Origin of the sequence: Streptomyces sp. NPDC057438 (assembly GCF_042802995.1) — a bacterium.
Taxonomy (GTDB): Bacteria; Actinomycetota; Actinomycetes; order Streptomycetales; family Streptomycetaceae; genus Streptomyces.
Map to the genome: position 1 here is coordinate 65,743 of NZ_JBHVDD010000029.1, position 21,672 is coordinate 87,414.

The window sequence follows — 21,672 nt, forward strand, 5'->3', positions numbered from 1 at the left end:
CGGACTGGACGCACCGCAGCACGCTGCACAAACGCGTTTTTGTGCTGGCCCCGGAATCCGCTAGAGTTCAACTCGTCGCCGGGTCGCGCAAGCGGGCCGGAACCGACAAGCGGACGTAGCTCAGTTGGTAGAGCGCAACCTTGCCAAGGTTGAGGTCGCCAGTTCGAACCTGGTCGTCCGCTCGCAGGAACGTGGGGGATCTTCCCAACCCCCCGCACTCCTGGTGGAGTGGCCGAGAGGCGAGGCAACGGCCTGCAAAGCCGTCTACACGGGTTCAAATCCCGTCTCCACCTCCAAGGACGATTAGCTCAGCGGGAGAGCGCTTCCCTGACACGGAAGAGGTCACTGGTTCAATCCCAGTATCGTCCACTGAGGCCTGACGGCTTCCGGAGCCTGACGGCTTCACCCCGCGCGATTAGCTCAGCGGGAGAGCGCTTCCCTGACACGGAAGAGGTCACTGGTTCAATCCCAGTATCGCGCACGCAGGATGCACGGCCCCCGGGCTGTGATCCCGAGGACGATTAGCTCAGCGGGAGAGCGCTTCCCTGACACGGAAGAGGTCACTGGTTCAATCCCAGTATCGTCCACACACACCGAGCCCCCGGCCGTCTCGTACGGCCGGGGGCTTCGTCGTGCGGAGGGGCGCTGCGCGCCCCACGCCCGGCTCGGTCAGCTGGAGAACAGCATGTGGCCGAAGCCGCGGTTGTGATGGCCGTGCCCCCCGTGATGGCCTCCGTGGTGACCACCGTGCGGGGCGCCCCAGGCGGGCGCGTTGTGACCGCCGCCCGCGGGGTACTGCGGAGCGGCCGGCGGCGGGGGAACGGCCGGGCCACCGCCCCACTGGCCCTCCATACGGGTCAGCGCCTCCAGCTCGCCGTAGTCGAGGAAGATCCCCCGGCAGCCACTGCACTGCTCGATCTGGACGCCACTGCGGTTGTAGGTGTGCATCGGCGCATGGCACTTGGGACACTGCATGTGCATGGTTCGGGTCAACTCCTCGGCGCTCGGTCCTGCTTCGCGTTACGCCAGGACAGACACTGTCCGGCCGCGGTCGGTTGCACCCTACTTCGGGAAAGGCCCGTCCAACTCCGGCGGGATGCCACTCATTCGGTCACATGCGTCCACAACGGACTGCTGGGCGTCGTCGAGGGGCCGGCCGGCCGCCGTGCATTTCGCGATCGCCAGGGCCGCGGTCTGCACGGTGAGTGCGCGGGCCGGTACGTCGAGTGCCGCCCAGGGGTCGCCGTGCGCGGGTACCGCCGGGCCGTCGGCCCGCTGGTAGGCGGTCAGGAACCGCGTCCACTCCTCGGGCCGCAGGAGGCCGCAGGCGTACCAGGCCGCCGGGCGGGCGAGATCCCAGCCGGGGACGCCCACGCCCAGGTCGTCGACGTCGATGAGGCGCCAGGCGCCCGTGCCCGCCGGGTGCCGGACCAGCTGGCCGAGGTGCAGATCGCCGTGGCAGACCGTGGTCGTGCCGGGCATGGGGGCCTCGTCCCTGGCCCAGGCGGGCAGGGAGTGCCAGGCGCGCAGGACCGACGGCGTGGCGGGGTGGTGCGGTGCGGCGGCCTCCAGGCGGGCGACGGCCCGGGCCGCCTTGACCGGGCCGCGCATGGGCGGCAGGCCCACGGGCGGCGGCTGCCGGTGGAGACGGGCGAGGAGGGTGGCCGCCGCCTCCCAGGGAGCGGCCTCCGGGGCGTCGGGGTCGACCGGGGTCCCGTACGGCCAGAACGTGACGAGGCGCTCGTGGAGAGCGGCCGGGGTGGGAGTGAGCGGGGCGAGAAGGGTGTCCGGGTGGGAGGCGGCGACCGTCAGGCGGAGGGTCAGGTGGGCGGGGTCGGTGCCGGGGGCGTGTGCCTTGGCCACGGTGTCGCCGTGGCGGACGACGACGCCGTCGGCGCGTTCCGCGAGGACCGAGTCCGGGTGGGAGCACGGGGCGCCACCGGGGTGGGCCGTGCCGCGCACCTTGGCCCTGAGGGCGGGGAGCACGTCGGCGTCGGCTGTGGTGGTCATGGGTCCCCCTGCTCGGGTACGGCGCTGCCCGTGAGCCTACGGTCCGGGAGCGCCGCCCGGCCGGGGTGGGCAGGGTGCGTCTGCTCGGATCGGCTCAGCCAGGCCGGCTCGGTCGGCGCGGGCTGGGGTTTCGACGCCCGGCGGCCGCGAGGCGGCACCGGGTCATCGCCGTCACCGCACCACCGTCCTCAGCGCCACCCGCCCCCGCCACGCAGTCGTCCTCACCTCGCCGTGGCGGGGACGGTCCCGGGCCGGCAAGGGGAAGTGGAAAAAGACAACGCCCGCGCAGCTCCCCAGCTGCGCGGGCGTCTTTTGCCGTCCGCCGCACCCCCGTCCCCACGGGGTTTCATGGATGGATGTCCCCGCCCGGACCGCTCTTCCGGGCCTGGGGTCGCCGCTCAGCGCCCCAGCATCACACCCACGGACGACGCTTGTGTGACCACTGCTTCCCAGCCGCCGAAGGCGTACACGAGCAGGGCCGCCAGAGGGAGGACCATCGCGGTCGCCACCAAGGGGTGGCGACGACCCGGACGGCGGTCGGCGGTGAACGTCCTGCGCTCCCGTGTGCGGATCGCGGTCCGCGGTGCCGTGTGGGCCATGGTCCCTCCTCTGACCTTCTCGTCGGTGTTGCTCGTCGTTGGCAGCGGCGGGTGTCTGACCTCGGGGGACGAGTGCTGCACCCGCCGCTTGACCTCAAATCTAGGCGTGCGACCGCACCTGGTCGTCATGCCCTCGTACCGATTGCCGGGCCTCCCGGAGGATGAGCGAGGACCCGGGACGTACTCCCCAGGGTGGAGACGAGGTCCTCGGTCTCGGGGTCTTCCCGGAGGGGGTGTCCGGTCTGCCCCGTCTGCTACCCGTCCCGCTCCGCGCCGTCCTCACGGGGAACCGGCTGCTCGACCAGCGCGAGGACCCGGTTCGCCATGAACCTGGCCGTCCGCACCACGGAGCCGTTCCGGGTGACTTCGCTCACTTCCACCACTCCTCGCCGGACCGCCGTCTCCACCCGGCGGCCCGCCCTGCTCGCGATCACCTCGTACGTGCGCGTCGTGTCCCCGGCGTCCACGACTATCTCCACTCGGTCACCCTTCACGGGTTCAATCCCCCTTCTGTGGTGGCTGGTTGGGATCAAGGTGCGCCCAACACCGCCCCGAACTCCTGTTCCCTGACCACTCTTCAAGTTTCTCACCCGGCACTGACAATCCATCGGGTCGCGAGGGCGCGGCCTCTGCGCACGCCCGGCCGTGGAAACGTAAGCTGTGGCTCGTCAGACGGAACGGGCAGCGGGGATGAACATGGCGATGATGCGCCTGAGGCGCGAGGACCCGCGCGTCGTCGGCTCGTTCAGGATCCACAGACGGCTCGGCGCGGGGGGCATGGGCGTCGTCTACCTGGGCTCCGACCGGCGTGGACAGCGTGTCGCGCTCAAGGTCATCCGCCCGGACCTGGCGGAGGACCAGGAGTTCCGGTCGCGGTTCGCCCGCGAGGTGTCGGCGGCACGGCGGATCAGGGGCGGGTGCACGGCCCGGCTGGTCGCCGCCGATCTGGACGCGGACCGGCCGTGGTTCGCCACGCAGTACGTGCCGGGGCCCTCGTTGCACGACAAGGTCGCCGAGGAGGGGCCCATGTCGGCCGCCGACGTGGCCGCCGTCGGTGCCGCCCTCTCCGAGGGGCTCGTGGCCGTGCACGAGGCCGGTGTCGTCCACCGGGACCTCAAGCCGTCCAACATCCTGCTGTCCCCGAAGGGACCGCGGATCATCGACTTCGGTATCGCGTGGGCGACCGGGGCCTCGACCCTGACCCATGTCGGTACGGCCGTGGGATCGCCCGGCTTCCTGGCGCCCGAACAGGTGCGCGGGGCCGCCGTGACACCGGCCACGGACGTGTTCTCGCTCGGCGCCACGCTCGCCTATGCGGCGACCTCCGACTCCCCCTTCGGACACGGCAGTTCGGAGGTCATGCTCTACCGCGTGGTGCACGAGGAGGCACAGCTGCGCGGGGTGCCCGACGCACTCGCGCCGCTCGTCCGCGCCTGTCTGGCGAAGGATCCGGAGGAACGGCCCAGCACGCTGCAACTGTCGCTGCGGCTCAAGGAGATCGCCGCCCGCGAGGCGCAGGGTCTGTCCGGCCTACGGCCGCCCGCGCCGCGTACGGATCCGGACCGGGCCTCGGGCCGGATCGCGGAGCAGTACGTCGAGCAGCGCACGCTGCGGCAACCGCCGGACACGCGCCGGTCGCAGCCGGGGGCGCCGTCGCCGCGGACCGGGGGCGGGTCCCGTACGGGTGGCGGGGCCGGGGGTGCGCGGACCGGGGGTGGGTCACGCCCCGGTGCGCGTCCCGCTCCGTCGCGCAACACGACCGGGTCCGGGAAACGGCCCGCGCCGCGCAGTGGTGCGGGACGGCCGGGGCCACGGACGAACGGGACCGGGCGACGGCCCGCCAATCCCCGGTTGCTGCGGCAGCGTCTCTTCGTGTTCGTGGTCGTGACGTTGCTGGCCGCGCTCGGGATCGCCACGGCGCAGGGGTGTCAGGGGCCGTCGCGGGGGCTCGGCGTCGACGGGGGCCTCCGGTACGAACGGTCGTTCCTGGAGTCGCGGCACAACGGCTGATGTCCGCGGGGGCCGTCGGGATGTCGCGAGGACGCCGACGGGCGTGCCCGGGACGCCCTCGCCTGCTCAGTTCCGCGGACGCCCCGTCGCCACCGCGTAGAAGGCCACCGCCGCCGCCGCGCCCACGTTGAGGGAGTCGACTCCGTGGGCCATGGGGATGCGGACCCATTCGTCGGCGGACATCAGGGCCTTGGTGGAGAGGCCGTCTCCTTCGGCGCCGAGCATGAGGGCGACACGGTCCATACGGTGCGGGGCCGTCTCGTCGAGGGACTTCGCCTTCTCGTCCGGAGTGAGGGCGAGCAGGGTGAAACCGGCGTCGCGGACCGCGTCGAGACCCTTGGGCCAGGCATCGAGGCGGGCGTAGGGCACGGAGAAGACCGCGCCCATGGAGACCTTGACGCTGCGTCGGTAGAGCGGGTCGGCGCAGTCCGGCGAGAGCAGGACCGCGTCCATCCCGAGGGCGGCGGCCGAGCGGAAGATCGCGCCGATGTTGGTGTGGTCGTTGACCGACTCCATGATGACGACCCGGCGGGCGGCGCCCAGGAGTTGGTCGGCCGTCGGCAGAGGCTTGCGCTGCATGGAGGCGAGGGCGCCCCGGTGCACGTGGTAGCCGGTGACCTGTTCGGCGAGTTCGGGGCTGACCGCGTAGACGGGCGCCGGGAGTTCGTCGATGACGTCGCGCATGACGTCGACCCACTTCGCGGAGAGCAGCATCGAGCGCATCTCGTAGCCGGCTTCCTTGGCCCGTCTGATGACCTTCTCGCCCTCGGCGATGAAGAGGCCCTCGGCGGGTTCGCGCCGGCGGCGCAGCTCCACGTCGGTCAGGCCGGTGTAGTCGCGCAGGCGCGGGTCGTCGGGGTCGTCAACGGTGATGAGATCGGCCACAGGGTGATACTGCCTTGTCCTGGGTGTGGTGCCAACGGCTGGGGACGGGTCGGGTTACCGGTGGTTACGGTTCCGCTCCCGCACGGTCCGGGCTCGCCGCCCGGTGTCACGCGTTCGTCCCGGGCCCCACCTTCACGACCTCGCCGATCACGATGACCGCCGGCGGCCGGACCTCCTGCGTGCGTACCGTCTCGGCGACCGTGGCGAGGGTGGCGTCCACCCGGCGCTGGCCGGCCGTGGTGCCCTCCTGGACCAGAGCGACCGGGGTGTCCGGGGACTTGCCGTGCGCCACCAGGCTCTCGGCGATCCGGCCGATCTTGTCGACGCCCATGAGGATCACCAGGGTGCCGGTCAGCCGGGCGAGGGCGGGCCAGTCGACGAGCGAGCGCTCGTCGTCGGGCGCCACATGGCCGCTGACCACGGTGAACTCATGGGCGACGCCCCGGTGGGTGACCGGGATGCCGGCGGCGCTCGGTACGGAGATCGAGCTGGAGATGCCGGGCACGACCGTGCACGGGATACCGGCCTCGGCGAGCGCGTGCAGTTCCTCCATGCCCCGGCCGAAGACGTACGGGTCACCGCCCTTGAGGCGTACGACCGACTTGCCCTGCTTGGCGTGCTCGATCAGCGCGTTGTTGATGGCCTCCTGGGCCATGAACCGGCCGTACGGGATCTTCGCCGCGTCGATCACCTCGACGTGCGGGGGGAGTTCGGCGAGGAGGTCGCGGGGGCCGAGCCGGTCGGCGATGACGACGTCGGCCTCGGCGAGGAGCCGGCGGCCGCGCACGGTGATCAGGTCCGGGTCGCCGGGGCCGCCGCCGACGAGGGAGACACCGGAGGTGCGGGTGCGGTGGTGGGGGGCGACGAGGGTGCCGTCCCGCAGGCCCTCGACGACCGCGTCGCGGATCGCGGCGGTGTGCCGGGGGTCGCGCTCCTGGGCGTTGGCGGTGAGCACGGCGACCGTGACGCCCTCGCTGTGGCCGGTCGCCGGGGTCCAGGCGGTGGCCTCCTCCGCGCTGTCGGAGCGGACGCACCAGACGCGGTGGCGCTCCGCCTCGGCGGACGCGCGCGCGTTCGCCACCGGGTCGCCGGTGGCGACCAGGACGTACCAGGCCTCGGCCAGGTCGCCCTCCGCGTACCGGCGCCTCTCCCAGGTCAGCTCGCCCGCGTCCGCCATCGCCTCGACGGAGGGGGTGGCGCTCGGGGACACGAGGACGATGTCGGCGCCGGCCGCGATGAGCGCGGGGAGTCGGCGTTGGGCGACCTGGCCGCCGCCGATGACGACCACTCGGCGGCCGGTGAGGCGGAGGCCTACGGGGTAGGCGGGGTGTTCGGCCATGAGGGTGCGGCTCCTCGGGCTGGCGGCGGTGCGGTGGGGGCGCTGCGGTGGGGGCGCTGCGACTTTGGAGCGGCCCTGACGTGGGAATTTTAGGCTGCGGGTCCGGTGGGTGGCTGAGGTGGGTGGGGTTCCCTTCCCCCAGCCCGCCCCTTCCCGAAACCGGGGGCGCTGCCCCCGGGCCCCCGGGGACGTGGTGAGCACCGTTGCCGACTGCTCGCCGTGGGCGGTTGTGCCCACCCGTTCCGCCCTGCGGAACGATTGCCCACAACCGCGCCCGGGCTGCGAAAGCGCCCCCGGTACCCCACTCACCTACTTCTCGGTTACCCCCGCCGAGTCGAACGTCGCCACCTCGTGCATCGCTCGGGCCGCGCTCTGGACGACCGGGAGGGCGAGGAGGGCGCCGGTGCCCTCGCCGAGGCGGAGGTCGAGGTCGACGAGGGGCCGCAGGCCCAGCTTCTGCAGAGCGGCCACATGGCCCGGCTCGGCACTGCGGTGGCCGGCGATGCAGGCGGCGAGGACCTCGGGGGCGATGGCTCGGGCCACCAGCGCGGCGGCGCCGGCACTGACGCCGTCGAGGATCACCGGCGTACGCAGGGAGGCGCCGCCGAGGAGCAGGCCGACGATGGCGGCGTGCTCGAAGCCGCCGATGGCCGCGAGGACACCGATGGGGTCGGCGGGGTCCGGCTGGTGCAGCTCGATGGCCCGTCTGACGACCTCGGTCTTGCGGGCGAGGGTCTCGTCGTTGATGCCGGTGCCCCGGCCCGTGACCTCGGCGGGGTCCGCGCCGGTGAAGACGGCGATCAGGGCGGCGGACGCGGTGGTGTTGGCAATGCCCATCTCGCCCGTGAGCAGCGCCTTGTTACCGGCCGCGACCAGGTCGCGGGCGGTCTCGATGCCCACCTCGATGGCCTGCTTGGCCTCCTCGCGGGTCATCGCGGGGCCGGTGGTCATGTCGGACGTGCCGGCGCGGACCTTGCGCGGCAGCAGCCCCGGCGTGGCCGGGAGGTCGCTCGCCACGCCCACGTCCACGACGCACACCTCGGCGCCCACCTGGGCGGCGAAGGCGTTGCAGACCGCTCCCCCGCCGAGGAAGTTGGCGACCATCTGGGCCGTCACCTCCTGCGGCCAGGGGGTGACGCCCTGGGCATGGACGCCGTGGTCACCCGCGAAGATCGCGACGGCCGCGGGCTCCGGGATGGGCGGCGGGCACTGCCGGGACAGGCCCGACAGCTGGGCGGAGATGATCTCCAGCATGCCGAGGGCGCCCGCCGGCTTGGTCATGCGCTTCTGCCGCTCCCACGCCTCGCCGAGCGCCTTGGCGTCCAGCGGGCGGATACCGGCGACGGTCTCGGCGAGCAGGTCGTGCGGCTCGGCGCCGGGCAGGGCGCGGCGGCCGTACGTCTCCTCGTGGACGACCCAGGAGAGCGGGCGGCGCTTGGCCCAGCCCGCCTGCATCAGCTCGGGCTCCGCCGGGAACTCGTCGACGTAGCCGACGCACAGGTAGGCCACGACCTCCAGGTGTTCGGGCAGGCCGAGGGCGCGGACCATCTCGCGCTCGTCGAAGAAGCTGACCCAGCCGACGCCGAGCCCCTCGGCGCGGGCCGCGAGCCACAGGTTCTCGACGGCGAGCGCGGAGGAGTACGGCGCCATCTGCGGCTGGGTGTGGCGGCCCAGGGTGTGGCGTCCGCCCCGGGTCGGGTCGGCGGTGACGACGATGTTCACCGGGGTGTCGAGGATCGCCTCGATCTTCAGTTCCTTGAACTGCTTCGCCCGGCCCTTCGGCAGCGACTTCGCGTACGCCTCGCGCTGGCGCTGGGCGAGTTCGTGCATGGTGCGGCGGGTCTCGGCGGACCGGATGACGACGAAGTCCCAGGGCTGCGAGTGGCCGACCGAGGGCGCCGTGTGGGCGGCCTCCAGGACGCGGAGCAGGACGTCGTGCGGGATCGGGTCGCTGCGGAAGCCGTTGCGGATGTCGCGGCGCTCGCGCATGACCTTGAGGACGGCCTCGCGTTCGGCGTCGTCATAGGGCGGCGCGGCGGGGCCCGTGGGCTGCCGGATCTCGTCCTCCTGGACGTCCTGCGCCGGAACGTCCTCGGGTGTCTCGTCCACCGGGGCCGTGCTCCCGTCGGCTGCTGCTTCCACTTCCACTGCTTCCGCTTCCGGCGCCGCTTCGCCGTCCTCCTGGTCGGCGGCACGGGTGGCCAGGTCCTCGGCGTTCTGGACGAGGTCGGGCTCCGCGTCCGCGTCCGCGCCGGTCGCCGCGAGCGGCTGCGGTACGACGATCGTCTCGGCCTCGGAGCCCCGGGGGGTCGGGATTCCGGGCCCGGCCGCCGCTTCCGTCTGCCCCTCGGCGGGCGGGAACTCGGTGGCGGCGGGGGTCGACGGCGGGACCGCCACCACGTGGGCCGGAGCGGTGTGCGGGGCGGTCGGCAGGGAGCCGAGGAGGGGTACGAACGGTTCCGGCGGACGGACGGCGCCGGTCTCGGGTGCGGGCTCCTGGGCCGCTCCGGATAGCGGTGCGTCCGACGCGGACTCGGCCGGGAGCCGGACCACCGCGCCCTGGGGGGCTGCGATCCCGGTGGCCACGGGGTTCGGCGCCTCGGTCGGGGCAGCCGGTGAGGGCTCGGCGGTCGCCGCGTCCACGGGTGCGGGATCCACGGTCGCGGGGGTGGCGCCTTCGGGGTCGGCGATCTCCGGGTCCGCGGGCGAGGGGTCGGCTGCCGGCTCGGCCGATGCTTCGGCGGGTGCCTCGTCGGCGGGTGCGGACCGCTCCTGGGGCTCCGCTTCGGCAGACGACTCCTCGGCCGTGTTCACCCCGGTGACCTCGGGCTCCACGACGGCTTCGGCGGGGACGGGCGGCTGTACGGCCTCCGGCTGCTGCGCAGCGCTGTCGGAGGTGGTGGTCCGCTCGGCAGTGTCCTGGTCCGCTTCCTGGTCCGCGACGGGTTCGACCGGCTCGGTGGCCTGCGGGTCCTGCGGGTCCTGCGCGACGGCCTGGGTTTCCGACTGCGCGGGCTCCAGCAGCTGGGATTCCACGGTCCCGGGCACGGGCGCGGCCTCCGCCGGGGTTTCCGGCGTCGGGGCCTGGTCCGCCCCGGTCTCCGTGGGCCGGGGCTCCTCCGCGGCCGGGGTCTGCTCCGCCTGCTGAGACTGCTGCGCGGGGGCGGGGCCGCTCTCGTCCGGCGCGGCGAGGATCACCTGGTCGTCGGCCACATCGGCGGCCGGTGCCTGCTCCTCGGGAGCGGCGGGGTGTTCGGCCTCCGCTGTGACAACCGCGCCGGCCTGCTCGGAAGCGTCGGGGTCGGCCTGCGGCAGCGGCGTCTCGGGCTCGTCGGGAGAGGTCGGAACGGATGCCTCGACGGTCTCGGGGGCCTCCTGAGACGCCGGGGGCTCCTCCTCCGGCTCCTGAAGAACCTGGGGGGTGTCCTGCGTCTCGGCGACCGTCGGGGCCGGGACCGGCTCGGGGTCCACGGGCGCCGGGGGGACGGTTGCCGCCTCCGGCGAGGGCTCGGCAGGATCGACGGGCGCGGGCTCCTCGGAGACCTGCGCCTCGGGTGCCTGCACCTCCGGCGTCGTCTCCACGGGCTCGGCGTCCTGCCGAGCCACGGCCTGCGGGGCCTCGGGGCCGGGGGCGGGCTCGGCAGCCTCGGGCGCGGGCGGCTCGTCGGCGGCCTCGGGAGCCTCTTCCGGTCCGGCGGACCGTGCTTCTGCGGCCTCCGCCGCCTCTGTCCCGACGACGACCGGCGCTTCCCCGGCCTCCGGGGCCTGGAACTGCGGCTCGGCCTCCCCGGGAAGCCCGGTCTGCTCGACGGTCGTCTCCTGAGCCTGCTCCTCGACGGCGGCCGACGCTTCCCCCGCCTCTGCGGGGTGCGTCTGCGGCTCGGCCGTCTGTTCGACGACCGGCGCCTCGGCCTGCTCCTCGACGGCGACCGGCGCCGCCACGGCCTCCGGAGCATCCGCCTCCGGGGCATCCGCCTCCGGGGCATCCGCCTCCGGGGCATCCGTCTGCGGAGCATCCGCCTCCGAGGCATCCGTCTGCGGCTCCACCGCCTCCGGGGCCTGGAACTGCGCGGCGACCGGCGTCCCCACGGCTTCCGGGTTCCGGAACTGGGCGGCCGCGGCCTCCTGCGCCAGGGCGTAGGCGGCGTCCTGGGCCTGGTGGAGGGCCTCGGCGTCCTGGATCTCCTGGGGTGTGTCCGCGGCCTGCGGCATCTCCTCGGCCGACGGTGTCTGCGCCACGGCCACGGAAAGCTGCGCCTCCTGCGGAGCGGCCGTTTCTGCGGCCGCTCCCCCGGGAGCCACCCCCGGCGCGGCCTGCGCAGGGGCGCCGACCCACTGCGACACGGGCTGCTGGGGCACGTCGAGGTACTCGGGGCCGGCGGTGGGCGGGCCGGGGTGGCGTACGGCGCTCGGCGGCACGGGGGCACCGGCCGGGCCGCGGTCGGCGAGGGAGCGGACCGGACTGGCGGAGGCGTCGGGGGTCGGCGGGCCGAGATGCAGCGGGCGGCGGGCCACCGGCGGCTGCGGGACGGGGGTCGCGACCGGGGTACGGACGGCGCTCAGGTCGTGCGAGCCGCTGTCGCGGCCGGACATCTCGTGCGGGCCCGGCTCGTGGACGGCGGGCTCGTGGACGACCTGGACGACGGGCTCGGGGGCGGGCGGCGGCATCTCGTTGCCCCACGCGCCCTGGGCGCCCGGCAGCAGGAGGTCTTCGTCCTCGGCGGCGGTCTCGGAGAGGTAGGTGTACGCACCCGGCGCAGGGACGCCCGGCTGCTCCACCATGCCTGCGCTCTCCGGCAGTCCCTCGCCCGGGACCTGGCCGGTGTCGGTCATGCGTACCCCTCGCCCATCGGTTAGTGCCTCCATGCCAGCTGGCCCGGGAACGGCGCACCTACCGCCCCACCGTGGAGAACGAGCGTGCGTGCCCAGCGGCACGTGACGGCCCGGCTGCATGTCGACAAAGCCATTGAAGGGCCATTGTCCCGGTCGTCCCCCCATCGCGACAGCTTGATCCGCGACGGTCCGCTGTGGACTGCGCCACGTTGCGCGTCCTCCCCGTTTCGCCGTACCACACACGCCCTCAAAACGGGCGTGCTTTTAGGACATTGGCCGACGAAGTGCCGGATGTCGAAGTGCGGTACAACAGTCGGCCAGCCTACCGCGCCGGTACGACAACCGGATCACACGGAACGTTCAGGCAGGGTCCCGCTGAGCAGGAAAGCGACGCTCCGCTCCCGTTCCGTCCAGGCCCTGGTATCGAGTTCCACGGACTGGACGAAGTCACAGCGGACCTCGTACCCGTGCTCGGTCAGGTCCCGTCCGACGCGCTCGGCGGCGGGCCGGGTCAGGGCGTGGGTGACGATGCGCAGGGGGCGGCGGTCGGCGACGGCCGACACCACCCTGGCTCCCCCGCCGCCGACGCGTACGACATCGGGTTCGGGCAGGTTCTCCAGGACGTGCGGGGCGGCGCCGTGCACCACCTGGAGCTGTACGCCGAAGCGGCGGGCGGCGAGGGTCGTCCGCCCGCAGGCCTCGGGGTCGTGGTCGACGGCGATCACGGCGGCGCCGCAGCGGGCGGCCTCGGTGGCGAAGGCGCCGCTGCCGGAACCGATGTCCCAGACGAGGTCGCCCACGCGGGGGCCCAGGCGGGCGAGTTGGGAGGAACGCAGCAGTTCGGCCTCGCCCTCGCCCATGGCGCCGCCGTAGACGGCGGAGGGCAGGGCCCAGCCGCGCGGTCCGGCGGCGGGGTCACGCCCGGCGAGCCAGCCGCCGCTCTCGGACGCGCCCGCGTGGCCGCCGATGACGATGACGAGGTTGGGGTCGCGCCAGGTGCGGTCGACGGCCTTGTCGGAGGTGAGGACGGTGACCCGCTCGCGTTCCGTGCCGAGTTCCTCGCAGACCACGAAGGTGCGGTGGACTCCGTCGAGGAGCAGGCCGAGTTCGGCGGGGCCGGCGCCGGGCGAGGTGAGGACGGCGACCTTGGTGTGGGCGCGGCACACGTTCACCGCGCGGCGCAGCGTACGGCGGTGGGCGACGACGACCTCCGCGTCGTCCCAGGGCATGCCCGCGCGGGCGAAGGCGGCGGCGACCGAGGAGACGCCGGGGACGACCTCGACCTCCAGGCCGAACTCGGGGGACCTGAGGGTGCGGACGACCCCGAAGAAGCCCGGATCGCCGTCGGCGAGGACGACGGCGGTGCCCCGGTGGCCGGCGATGCGTCGGGCGGCGAGGGCGACACTGCCGAGGCGGATGCGTTCGGCGCGCGGGGGCACCTCGGGCAGTGCGAGATGGTGGGCCGCGCCGGCCACCAGCGTGGCGGCGGCGAGGGCGGAGCGTGCCGCGGCGGTCAGGGGGGAGCCGTCCCAGCCGATCACCGTGACCCGGTCGGCCATCTTCGTCAGTCTCCAGAGGGTCTTCGCAGGTCGTCGGGAATGCCCGCACGGGGTCCGTCGAGACTACCCGGTGGCGCGGTGGGGTCCGGCGGCCGGGTTCACGGCCCCCCGCACGCCCGTGGGTGCTCAGTTCCAGTCCGAGTAGGCCCCGTACCCTCCGCTGTCGGCGAGTTCCTCGCTGACGCCCTCGATGTCCTCCGGGAGGAGGCTCCAGACGATGAAGTCCGTGCGGACCTCGGTCCAGCCGTCCTCGGCGGTGCGGGCGCGCGCTATACAGGCGTTGCGCAGCACGCCCTCGCTGATACAGCCGATCTTCTGCGCGACCTGCTGGGAGGCGGTGTTGTCGGCGGCCGTGCGCAGCTCGATGCGCTCGAACTTCTGCTCACGGAACAGCCATTGGGCGGTGGCGAGGGCGGCCTCGGAGGCGTAGCCCTCGCCGCGCGCCCAGGGGGCGACGACGTACGAGAGTTCGGTCGCGCGCACGTGCCAGTCGGTCTTGGTCAGCTGGATGACACCGACCAGGCGCTGGGTGAGGAACTCGGTGACCGCGAGGTCGAGGCCGCGTCCCGACGTGCGTTCGGTGGGCGCGTACCCGGTGATCCAGGTACGCGCCTCGCGTTCGGTGAAGGGCTGCGGGACATCGGTCCAGGCCATCACCTGCTCGTCGTTCATCATCTCGGTGAAGGCCTGGATGTCGTCCTCGTCGAACGGGCGCAGAACCAACCGATCCGTGTTGATGGAGATGTCGGGAAAGGTGCTCATCATGCGCCGCTCCGTAACCTTCGAAAACTTTGAGAGCCTGCCGAACTGCCCAGCATGCAGCATGAAAGCACTGAATCGCACCAGGGGGCCGACTCCCCGTGAGGGAGCGGCCCCGATGCGTGGCGAAACGCCGTATACGTGCCGTCGGCACGGAAGGACGGGCGCGAGAAGGACGCGAGTCGGAAGGACTCGGGTCAGAAGGACGGGATGACGGAGCCGTTGCTCCACTTGCCCTGGATGAACTTCCGCACCTCGTCGGAGGTGAGGAGCCCGGCGAGCTTCTTCACGCGCGGGTCGTCCTCGTTGCCCTCCTTGACGGCGAGGAAGTTGCCGTTCGGGTTGTCCTTGGCGGGCTCGACGGCGAGGGCGTCGTCGGCGGGCGAGAGGTCGGCTTCGAGGGCGTAGTTGCCGTTGATCACCGCGGCGTCGACGTCGTCCAGGGAGCGGGGGGTCTGGGCCGCCTCCAGCTCCTTGAACTTCAGCTTCTTCGGGTTCGCGGTGATGTCGGCGGGGGTCGCGTCGGTGCCGGCCCCGTCCTTGAGCCTGATGATCCCGGCGGAGTCGAGCAGCTTGAGGGCACGCGCCTCGTTGACGGTGTCGTTCGGGACGGCGACGGTCGCGCCGTTCTTGAGGTCGTCCTTGTTCTCGACCTTGTTCGAGTAGAGGCCGAGCGGCTCCAGGTGCACGGTGACGACGGGCACGATGTGGGTGCCGTTCTTCTTGTTGTAGTCGTCGAGGTACGGCTGGTTCTGGAAGTAGTTCGCGTCGACGGAGCCGTCCTCCGTGGCCGGGTTCTGCAGGACGTAGTCGCTGAACTCCTTGACCTCCAGCTCCAGTCCCGCGTCCTTCGCCAGCTCGTCCTTGACGAAGTTGAGGATGTCGGCGTGCGGGGTGGGGCTGGCGGCGACGACGAGGGGGCCGCTCGTGTCGGACGCGCTGTCGGCCTTGTCCGCGCCGCAGGCGGTGAGCCCGAGGGTGAGGGCCCCGGCGGCGAGTACGGCGGTGGTGAACTTGGCGGTGTTACGCACGAAAAGTGCCTTTCCTTTTGGGTGGAGCGGTCCCGTCTTGGGTGGGACGGGAAATCTGCGGATGCCCGCGCGCGGACTAGACCTTGGTGATGTCCGCGGTGGCGGCCCTGGGCTTCAGCAGCCGGAGCCGGGGTGCGGCGCCGGATCGGCCGCCGCGCCGGTGCAGGGCGCGGGCCGCGTGGTCGCCGGTGAACTGGATGGCGGAGATGACGACCGCGAGGACCACCACGGTGATCCACATCAGTTCGGTCTCGAAGCGCTGGTAGCCGTACCGGATGGCGATGTCGCCGAGGCCGCCCGCGCCGACGGTGCCGGCCATGGCCGAGTAGCCGATGAGGGCGACGACGGTCGTGGTGGCCGAGGAGATCAGTGAGGGCAGGGACTCCGGGACGAGGACCCTGCGGACGACGGTCCAGGTGTTGCCGCCCATGGCCTGCACGGCCTCCACGAGCCCGTGGTCCACTTCGCGGACGGCCGTCTCGACCAGGCGCGCGAAGAACGGGATGGCGCCGATGGCGAGCGGCACGACGGCCGCCTCACGGCCGATGGTCGAGCCGGTGACCCAGCGGGTGAAGCCCATCAGCGCGACCATCAGGATGATGAAGGGCATCGAGCGGGCGACGTTCACCATCTGCCCGATGACCTTGTTGGCGAGGACGTTGCGCAGCAGGCCGTCCCGGTCCGTGAGGACGAGCAGGATGCCGAGCGGCAGGCCGCCGACGACCGCGATGAGCGTGGACCAGCCGACCATGTAGAGGGTGTCCCAACAGGCCTGCTCCAGCAGGGGCCGCATCTCGGACCAGGTCACTTGGCACCTTCCTTCACCAGGACACGCTCCTGGCCCACGACGTCGATCTGGAGGCCCTGTTCGCGCAGGAAGCCGATCGGCACCACGTTGTCCTCGTAGCGGCCGGGCAGTTCGATGCGCATCCGGCCGACCTGGAGGCCGCCGACGGTGTCGATGGCCGCGCCGAGGATCGAGATGTCGATGTTGTAGGTGCGCGACAGCCGGGAGATGACGGGATGGGTGGCCGCCTCGCCCTGGAAGGTGACGTCGACGACCGTGCGGTCCTCGTCGGTGGCGTCGCCGGTCACCGGGAAGAGGGCGGGGGCCAGTTCGGATCCGGGGGTCGCGAGCAGTTCGCTCACGGTGCCGGACTCGACGATGCGCCCCTTCTCCATCAGCGCGGCCGAGTCGCAGATCGACTTCACCACGTCCATCTCGTGGGTGATCAGCAGGACGGTGAGGCCCAGCTCGCGGTTGAGGTCGCGCAGCAGGTGGAGGATCGAGCGGGTGGTCTCCGGGTCGAGGGCGCTGGTGGCCTCGTCGGACAGGAGGACCTTGGGGTCGCCGGCGAGGGCGCGGGCGATGCCGACGCGCTGCTTCTGACCACCGGAGAGCTGGGCGGGGTAGGACTGCGCCCGGTCGGCGAGCCCGACGAGGTCGAGGAGTTCGAGGGCCTTGCGGGAGCGCTCCTTGCCGGACCGGCCGAGGATCTCCAGGGGCAGCTCGACGTTGTCCTGGACCGTGCGGGTGGACAGCAGGTTGAAGTGCTGGAAGACCATGCCTATACGGCTGCGGGCCTGCCGCAGTTCCTTGCCGGCCCGGGGGCCGCGCCCGGCGAGAGCCGTGAGGTCCTGCCCCGCGACGGTGACGGTGCCGGCGGTGGGGCGTTCCAGCAGGTTGACGCAGCGGATGAGGGAGGACTTGCCGGCGCCGGACTGGCCGATGACGCCGTACACCTCGCCCTCGCGGACGTGGAGATCGACGCCGTCGAGGGCGGTGACCTCACGGCCGCGCGAGCGGTAGACCTTGGTCAGGCCTGTTGTCGTGATCACTGGGGTTTCCATCACTGTCGAGTACGCGGGGGCATGGGTGTGCCCGGGTACGGGAGGGAAGACGTGCGCGGGCACAGGGGTCTCGTACGGCGTTCAGCGCGTACGGACGTGCCGGGGGGGGTGGGGTCCTCTAGCAGGCGCACATTCGACACGTACAACGAGCACCGGGCGTCATCGTCGCCTCGGTCGCAAGGGTGCGGCAGCTCGTCGTGGTCATGAGATCAGTAAAACAGATGTATGCGGCAGGCGAGAGCGGCCCGTCCAAGATGTGGACGGGCTTGCTCATCATGTCCGCAGGTGGAGCGGGGTGGCGTCCATTCTGTGAGCATCCGCTTCTGTGGCCAAGGCCACGAAGTGCGCCTTGCGGGTTTCCGGGGGCGGGGCCGGAAGCGGCGGGATTCTGCGCCGTAATAGGGTCGCGGCATGCTTGTTCCCCTGACGGTGACGACCGCCGTCGCCGCGCTTGTGCTCGCCGCCTGGTGCGGCTGGGCCGCGTATCGCGATCAGCCGACCAAGGACTGGCACTTCATCGGCATGGCCGTGGTGTCGGTGCTGGCTCTTGTGCAACTGGTCGTCGGGATCGTGCAGTTGGCACGCGGGGAGAAGCCGGAGCAGGGGAGCACGATCTTCGTCTCCTATCTGCTCGGAGCGTTCGCGTGCGTCCCGGTCACCGGGTTCATGTCACTGGCGGAGCGCACCCGCTGGGGCAGCGTGACCGTCGCGGCCGGCGGTGTGGTGCTCGCCGTGCTGCAGGTGCGGCTCTACGACATCTGGGGAGGCTGAGGTGACCGCGACGAACGAGGTGCCGCGGGACGCGAGACCGGCGCGGCTCATCAGCGGACCGGGGATGTTGCTGGTCTGGCTGTACGGCGTGATGGTCGTCGGGGCCGTGTCGCGGTCCGCCGTGCAGATCTCCACCGAGTTCGAGCACGCCCCGCTCGCGTACACGCTGTCCGCGGTGGCCGGGCTCGTCTACGGGTTCATCACGTACTCGCTGGTGCGGGGCGGGGAGTTCGCCCGGAAGGCGGCGCGGCTGTGCTGCGCGGTGGAACTGGCGGGCGTGCTGATCGTGGGGACGTGGACGCTGGTGGAGCCGTCGGCGTTCCCGGACAAGACGGTGTGGTCGGACTACGGGATCGGATACCTGTTCATCCCTGTGATCCTTCCGGTCACCGCGATGTACTGGCTGCGCAGGAGTGCGCGCCGGCCGGAGGCCGCCTGAGGTGCGTCGGGCGGCCGCGGACCCGTCGCCGGCCGGTCGCGTCGTCCTCGCCCCCTCCCGGGGGCCCTGTCACGCTGTCGTCGCGTACGCCCCCGCCGGCTTCTCCAGCACCACCATCGGCACCCCGTCCCGGCCCTGGCTGGTCCCGACGGTCTCATAGCCGACCCGGCGGTACAGCCGGAGGTTGCCCTCGCTGCGGTGGCCCGCGCTGAGGCGGAACCTGGTGGCGCCGCGTTCTCCGGCGAGGGCCGACTCGGCGGCGCGCAGGAGCCGCGCGCCGATGCCGTGGCCCTGGAGGCGGGGGTGGACGCAGAGCTTGCCGATGGCCGCGGTGCCGTCGGCGTCGAGGGCGCCGCGCACGGAGCCGACCACTTCGTCCCCCAGCCTGGCCACGAACACACAGTCCGAGGCGACCTCCTCGCGGACGGAGTCGAGGCTCTGGACGAGCGGGTCGATGCGGTAGTTGCCGTACAGGGCCGCCTCGCCCTGGAAGCACAGGTACTGCAGCCTGAAGATCTGCTCGGCGTCCTGCTCGGTCGCCACCGCGATGGTCACGCTCATGCCCATGTGTGCACGCCTCCCGCTCACCTGCTCACCCGATGTCCTTCACTCCTATCCCCGTGGTTCGCGCGCCGCAACCTCCGCGGACAGCAATCGTCGAAGACATCCCAGACATCTGGAACGTTCCGGGCCCAGGCTGCCCTGTGAGATACCCAACTCGCCCGCGATCTCGCGATAGGTGAGGTCGTCGGGGGACAGCAGGGCCGCGAGCAGCCGGGGGCAGCGCCCGGGGAGCCGGCGTACGGCCGCGTACAACGCTCGGCGGCGGGCGGCGGTCAGGACCTGCTGTTCGGGGCCGGGCGCGTGCTCGTCGGCGGGCTCGGCGGCGTAGGGCAGTTCGTGCCGGGCCGTGCGGCGGCTGAGACGCGCCTCGAAGCGGACGGCGCTGCGCAGCCAGCCCTCCGGATCGGCGGGCGGGCCGGCGGCGTCGAGCCGCTCCAGCAGGCGCAGCCAGACCGCCTGTTCCAGGTCTCCCGCCTCGGTGCCGGCCGCGGGGGCCTCGGCCGACGCCTCCGCGACCAGCAGGGGGCGGAGGCCGGTCAGCATGTCGTGTGTCATATGCCCCGGGACGCCGCCGCCCCGGCCGGGGTTGCCGGGGCGGACGGGAGTCACCCCAATCGGGGCCAGGGGCTCATGTGTTGACGGTCGGTCTCCACCGGTCGGGCTCCCCCGGTCGGCTCAGTCGCCGACGAAGTCCGCGTGGGCCAGCAGGCCGGTGTCGGGGTTGTCGGTGAAGATGCCGTCGATGCCGGTGTCGAAGTACACCTTGAACGCGCCGAAGGAGTCGCCGTAGGCGTTGGCGTCCGTGCCCCTGCGGAAGTTCGCGGGCAGGAAGGTGTTCTCGTTGCGCAGGGTGTACGGGTGCAGGATCAGGCCCTTGGCGTGCGCGTCCGCGACAAGGGTGGTGGGGGTGGTCAGGTTGCCGCCCGAGTCGCGCGGGATGACCAGGTCGAGGGTGGGGCCGATGCCGTTGGCGAAAGAGGCGATCCAGGCGAGGCCGGCCGGCTTGACCAGGTCGGCGACGGTGCGCGGGTCACCGGCCTCGACGAAGTCCCAGGGACGGGTGGCGGCGCCGGAGAGCAGGACGACGAGGGGGCTGTCCACCAGGCCGTTCAGGCGCTGGATGCTGCTCGGCTCGAACGACTGCAGGAAGACCGGCGAGTTCTTCTTGTGCCGGCCGTACGTGCGCAGCAGCCTGGCGAGCGGCTCCTCCAGGCCGAGGCCCAGCTTGCGGAAGTAGGTGGGGTGCTTGGTCTCCACGTGCAGCCAGACCCGCTCGCCCCGCTTCCTGCCCTCCTTCTCGGCCCAGCGCAGCACCTCCTCGAAGGTGGGGATCTCCCAGCGGCCGTCGTAGAGGGTGTTCTCCTGCCGGTTGCCCGGGATGCGTTCCTTGGCGCGCAGGGTCTTCAGCTCGGCGAGGGTGAAGTCCTCCGTGAACCAGCCGGTGTAGGTGACGCCGTCGACGACCTTCGTGGCCTTCCGGTCGGCGAACTCGGGGTGCGTCGCCACATCGGTGGTGCCCGTGATGTCGTTCTCGTGACGGCATACGAGGTGACCGTCCTTGGTGGGCACGAGGTCCTGCTCGATGACGTGCGCGCCCATGTCGAGGGCGAGCTGGTACGAGCCGAGCGTGTGCTCCGGGCGGTAGCCGCTGGCTCCTCGGTGCGCGATGATCGTCGGCACGGGCAGTCTGCGATACCCCCCGCCCGACGTCGAGCCCGACGCGGCCTCGGCGGCCCGGGCGGTGGCGGGCAGCCCGAGGACCGCCCCGCCCGCGCCGAGCATCGCAGCACCGAGCATCGCCCGTCGGCCCGCCCCGCGTCCCTCCGCCCCGCGTCCCTGCCCGTTCGGGTCCTGCGACTGCCGCGACTCCTGCGTCCCCATGTCCGGCTCCTCCACCGTGATGCCCTGCACCTGTCAAAGCGGGACGATCGTAGGTGTCCGGAGGTGACCGTCGGGAGACCTGGGACCGAACACGCGGAAGACGCCTCGTGTCGCGCGAGAGGCGCAATATGACGGGTCGTCCGTTCGGTGGCGCGATGTCCGTCACATGTTTCGGACCCGTGACACGCCGCCACTCGTACGTCACCGCAGGTAAAACAGCGTCAACACTTGGTATCCACTCGGTGAACCCGGTGTGCGCCGCCCCCGGCGCCGGGAGTATCGTCCTCACCTGCACAGACTTGTACCGGAACGCTTGACATGGGAGGGCCCGTTGTCCCGCTTCGTGCTCATCAAGGCAGTGCTCGGACCGATCATGCGCCTGATGTTCCGCCCTCGGGTGGAGGGCGCCGAGCACATTCCGGGAGACGGTCCGGTGATCCTCGCCGGCAACCATCTGACCTTCATCGACTCGATGATCCTGCCGCTGGTCTGCGACCGGCAGGTCGTCTTCATCGGCAAGGACGAGTACGTCACCGGCAAGGGGATCAAGGGCCGGCTGATGGCCTGGTTCTTCACGGGCGTCGGCATGATCCCCGTCGACCGTGACGGCGGCCGGGGCGGCGTCGCCGCGCTGATGACCGGACGGCGGGTGCTGGACGAGGGCCGGATGTTCGGCATCTACCCCGAGGGGACGCGGTCGCCCGACGGCCGCCTGTACCGGGGGCGTACGGGCATCGCCCGGCTGACGCTGATGACCGGGGCGCCGGTCGTCCCCTTCGCGATGATCGGGACGGACAAGATCCAGCCGGGTGGTGCGGGGCTGCCGCGGCCGCACCGGGTGACCGTGCGGTTCGGTGAGGCGATGGAGTTCTCCCGGTACGAGGGGATGGACCGGGACCGGTATGTCCTGCGGGCGGTGACCGACTCGGTGATGGCTGAGGTGATGCGGTTGTCGGGGCAGGAGTATGTGGATATGTACGCGTCGAAGGCCAAGGAGGCGGCGTAGCTCCGCTGGTTTGGCGGGTGGGGGTGGGGGTTCGTTGTGGGGGTGCGCGGTGGCGGGGTCTCGCGCAGTTCCCCGCGCCCCTGACGGGGGACTTCCGTCGGATGTCCGGTGCGGGGTGGGCGGGGGTTGCGCTTG

At 72.3% G+C, this 21,672-nt stretch carries 19 protein-coding genes and 5 tRNA genes; 9 read left to right on the forward strand and 15 right to left on the reverse strand.

What is annotated here, in order from left to right:
* Window positions 1-109 precede the first annotated feature (109 nt).
* The 5 genes from ACFU5F_RS18365 (at window position 110) to ACFU5F_RS18385 (ending at window position 587) form a co-directional block, all read left to right on the forward strand.
* Window positions 110-182 (forward strand) — tRNA-Gly (locus tag ACFU5F_RS18365).
* 40 nt (window positions 183-222) lie between these two features.
* Window positions 223-296: transfer RNA gene (locus ACFU5F_RS18370), tRNA-Cys, on the forward strand.
* A 1-nt stretch (window position 297) separates the two neighbouring features.
* Window positions 298-369: transfer RNA gene (locus tag ACFU5F_RS18375), tRNA-Val, on the forward strand.
* A 40-nt stretch (window positions 370-409) separates the two neighbouring features.
* Window positions 410-481 (forward strand) — tRNA-Val (locus tag ACFU5F_RS18380).
* A 34-nt stretch (window positions 482-515) separates the two neighbouring features.
* Window positions 516-587: transfer RNA gene (locus tag ACFU5F_RS18385), tRNA-Val, on the forward strand.
* An 82-nt stretch (window positions 588-669) separates the two neighbouring features.
* Here ACFU5F_RS18385 and ACFU5F_RS18390 read toward each other — a convergent pair.
* The 4 genes from ACFU5F_RS18390 to ACFU5F_RS18405 form a co-directional block, all read right to left on the reverse strand.
* Window positions 670-975 carry a zf-TFIIB domain-containing protein gene (locus tag ACFU5F_RS18390; RefSeq protein WP_079081847.1) on the reverse strand — a complete coding sequence of 102 codons (306 nt, stop codon included), beginning with the start codon at window positions 973-975 and terminating at the stop codon, window positions 670-672.
* An 87-nt stretch (window positions 976-1,062) separates the two neighbouring features.
* Entirely contained in the window at window positions 1,063-2,010 is a 948-nt protein-coding gene (locus ACFU5F_RS18395; RefSeq protein ID WP_383888043.1) for a phosphotransferase family protein, read from the reverse strand.
* A 398-nt stretch (window positions 2,011-2,408) separates the two neighbouring features.
* A complete protein-coding gene (locus ACFU5F_RS18400) occupies window positions 2,409-2,609 on the reverse strand; it encodes a hypothetical protein (RefSeq protein WP_020114444.1) in 201 nt (66 codons plus the stop codon).
* Between the two features lie 254 nt (window positions 2,610-2,863).
* On the reverse strand, window positions 2,864-3,103 hold the full coding sequence (locus ACFU5F_RS18405; protein ID WP_383888046.1) for a hypothetical protein: 240 nt from the start codon (window positions 3,101-3,103) through the stop codon (window positions 2,864-2,866).
* A gap of 196 nt (window positions 3,104-3,299) precedes the next feature.
* Between ACFU5F_RS18405 and ACFU5F_RS18410 the strand changes: the two genes are divergently transcribed.
* Complete coding sequence (locus ACFU5F_RS18410) at window positions 3,300-4,619, forward strand: serine/threonine-protein kinase (RefSeq protein WP_383888085.1); 1,320 nt, start codon at window positions 3,300-3,302, stop codon at window positions 4,617-4,619.
* A gap of 66 nt (window positions 4,620-4,685) precedes the next feature.
* On the opposite strand, the gene ACFU5F_RS18415 is transcribed toward ACFU5F_RS18410, so the two are convergent.
* From ACFU5F_RS18415 to ACFU5F_RS18450, 8 genes are all read right to left on the reverse strand, one after another.
* Window positions 4,686-5,504: a TrmH family RNA methyltransferase gene (locus tag ACFU5F_RS18415; RefSeq protein WP_383888048.1), complete on the reverse strand. Its 819-nt coding sequence runs from the start codon at window positions 5,502-5,504 to the stop codon at window positions 4,686-4,688.
* Window positions 5,505-5,610: 106 nt separating this feature from the next.
* On the reverse strand, window positions 5,611-6,843 hold the full coding sequence (cobA, locus tag ACFU5F_RS18420; RefSeq protein WP_383888050.1) for a uroporphyrinogen-III C-methyltransferase: 1,233 nt from the start codon (window positions 6,841-6,843) through the stop codon (window positions 5,611-5,613).
* A gap of 309 nt (window positions 6,844-7,152) precedes the next feature.
* The gene (gene cobT / locus ACFU5F_RS18425) at window positions 7,153-11,676 is read right to left on the reverse strand and encodes a nicotinate-nucleotide--dimethylbenzimidazole phosphoribosyltransferase (protein ID WP_383888052.1); all 4,524 of its coding nucleotides are present in this window, start codon (window positions 11,674-11,676) and stop codon (window positions 7,153-7,155) included.
* A gap of 347 nt (window positions 11,677-12,023) precedes the next feature.
* Complete coding sequence (cbiE, locus tag ACFU5F_RS18430; RefSeq protein WP_383888054.1) at window positions 12,024-13,235, reverse strand: precorrin-6y C5,15-methyltransferase (decarboxylating) subunit CbiE; 1,212 nt, start codon at window positions 13,233-13,235, stop codon at window positions 12,024-12,026.
* Between the two features lie 126 nt (window positions 13,236-13,361).
* Window positions 13,362-14,000 (reverse strand): GNAT family N-acetyltransferase, encoded by a 639-nt coding sequence (locus ACFU5F_RS18435; protein ID WP_383888056.1) that lies wholly within the window; start codon window positions 13,998-14,000, stop codon window positions 13,362-13,364.
* 191 nt (window positions 14,001-14,191) lie between these two features.
* Window positions 14,192-15,025: a MetQ/NlpA family ABC transporter substrate-binding protein gene (locus ACFU5F_RS18440; protein WP_383888058.1), complete on the reverse strand. Its 834-nt coding sequence runs from the start codon at window positions 15,023-15,025 to the stop codon at window positions 14,192-14,194.
* A gap of 76 nt (window positions 15,026-15,101) precedes the next feature.
* A complete protein-coding gene (locus ACFU5F_RS18445) occupies window positions 15,102-15,833 on the reverse strand; it encodes a methionine ABC transporter permease (protein ID WP_383888060.1) in 732 nt (243 codons plus the stop codon).
* Window positions 15,830-16,876: a methionine ABC transporter ATP-binding protein gene (locus tag ACFU5F_RS18450; protein WP_383888062.1), complete on the reverse strand. Its 1,047-nt coding sequence runs from the start codon at window positions 16,874-16,876 to the stop codon at window positions 15,830-15,832. The genes ACFU5F_RS18445 and ACFU5F_RS18450 overlap by 4 nt, the downstream gene beginning before the upstream one ends.
* 411 nt (window positions 16,877-17,287) lie before the next feature.
* Here ACFU5F_RS18450 and ACFU5F_RS18455 point away from each other — a divergent pair, with 411 nt between their 5' ends.
* Window positions 17,288-17,647 (forward strand): hypothetical protein, encoded by a 360-nt coding sequence (locus ACFU5F_RS18455; RefSeq protein ID WP_383888064.1) that lies wholly within the window; start codon window positions 17,288-17,290, stop codon window positions 17,645-17,647.
* A gap of 1 nt (window position 17,648) precedes the next feature.
* Window positions 17,649-18,086, forward strand: a complete 438-nt coding sequence (locus ACFU5F_RS18460) for a hypothetical protein (protein WP_383888066.1) — start codon at window positions 17,649-17,651, stop codon at window positions 18,084-18,086.
* A 69-nt stretch (window positions 18,087-18,155) separates the two neighbouring features.
* Here the strand turns inward: ACFU5F_RS18460 and ACFU5F_RS18465 are convergent, their stop codons facing one another.
* The 3 genes from ACFU5F_RS18465 to ACFU5F_RS18475 form a co-directional block, all read right to left on the reverse strand.
* Window positions 18,156-18,653 carry a GNAT family N-acetyltransferase gene (locus ACFU5F_RS18465; RefSeq protein WP_383888067.1) on the reverse strand — a complete coding sequence of 166 codons (498 nt, stop codon included), beginning with the start codon at window positions 18,651-18,653 and terminating at the stop codon, window positions 18,156-18,158.
* Window positions 18,654-18,698: 45 nt separating this feature from the next.
* Window positions 18,699-19,205: an RNA polymerase sigma factor gene (locus tag ACFU5F_RS18470; RefSeq protein ID WP_383888069.1), complete on the reverse strand. Its 507-nt coding sequence runs from the start codon at window positions 19,203-19,205 to the stop codon at window positions 18,699-18,701.
* Window positions 19,206-19,325: 120 nt separating this feature from the next.
* Window positions 19,326-20,531, reverse strand: coding sequence for a glycerophosphodiester phosphodiesterase (locus ACFU5F_RS18475; protein ID WP_383888071.1), 1,206 nt, complete (start codon window positions 20,529-20,531; stop codon window positions 19,326-19,328).
* Window positions 20,532-20,862: 331 nt separating this feature from the next.
* On the opposite strand from ACFU5F_RS18475, the gene ACFU5F_RS18480 reads away from it, so the two are divergent.
* Entirely contained in the window at window positions 20,863-21,537 is a 675-nt protein-coding gene (locus ACFU5F_RS18480; RefSeq protein WP_037725637.1) for a 1-acyl-sn-glycerol-3-phosphate acyltransferase, read from the forward strand.
* Window positions 21,538-21,672: the final 135 nt, after the last annotated feature.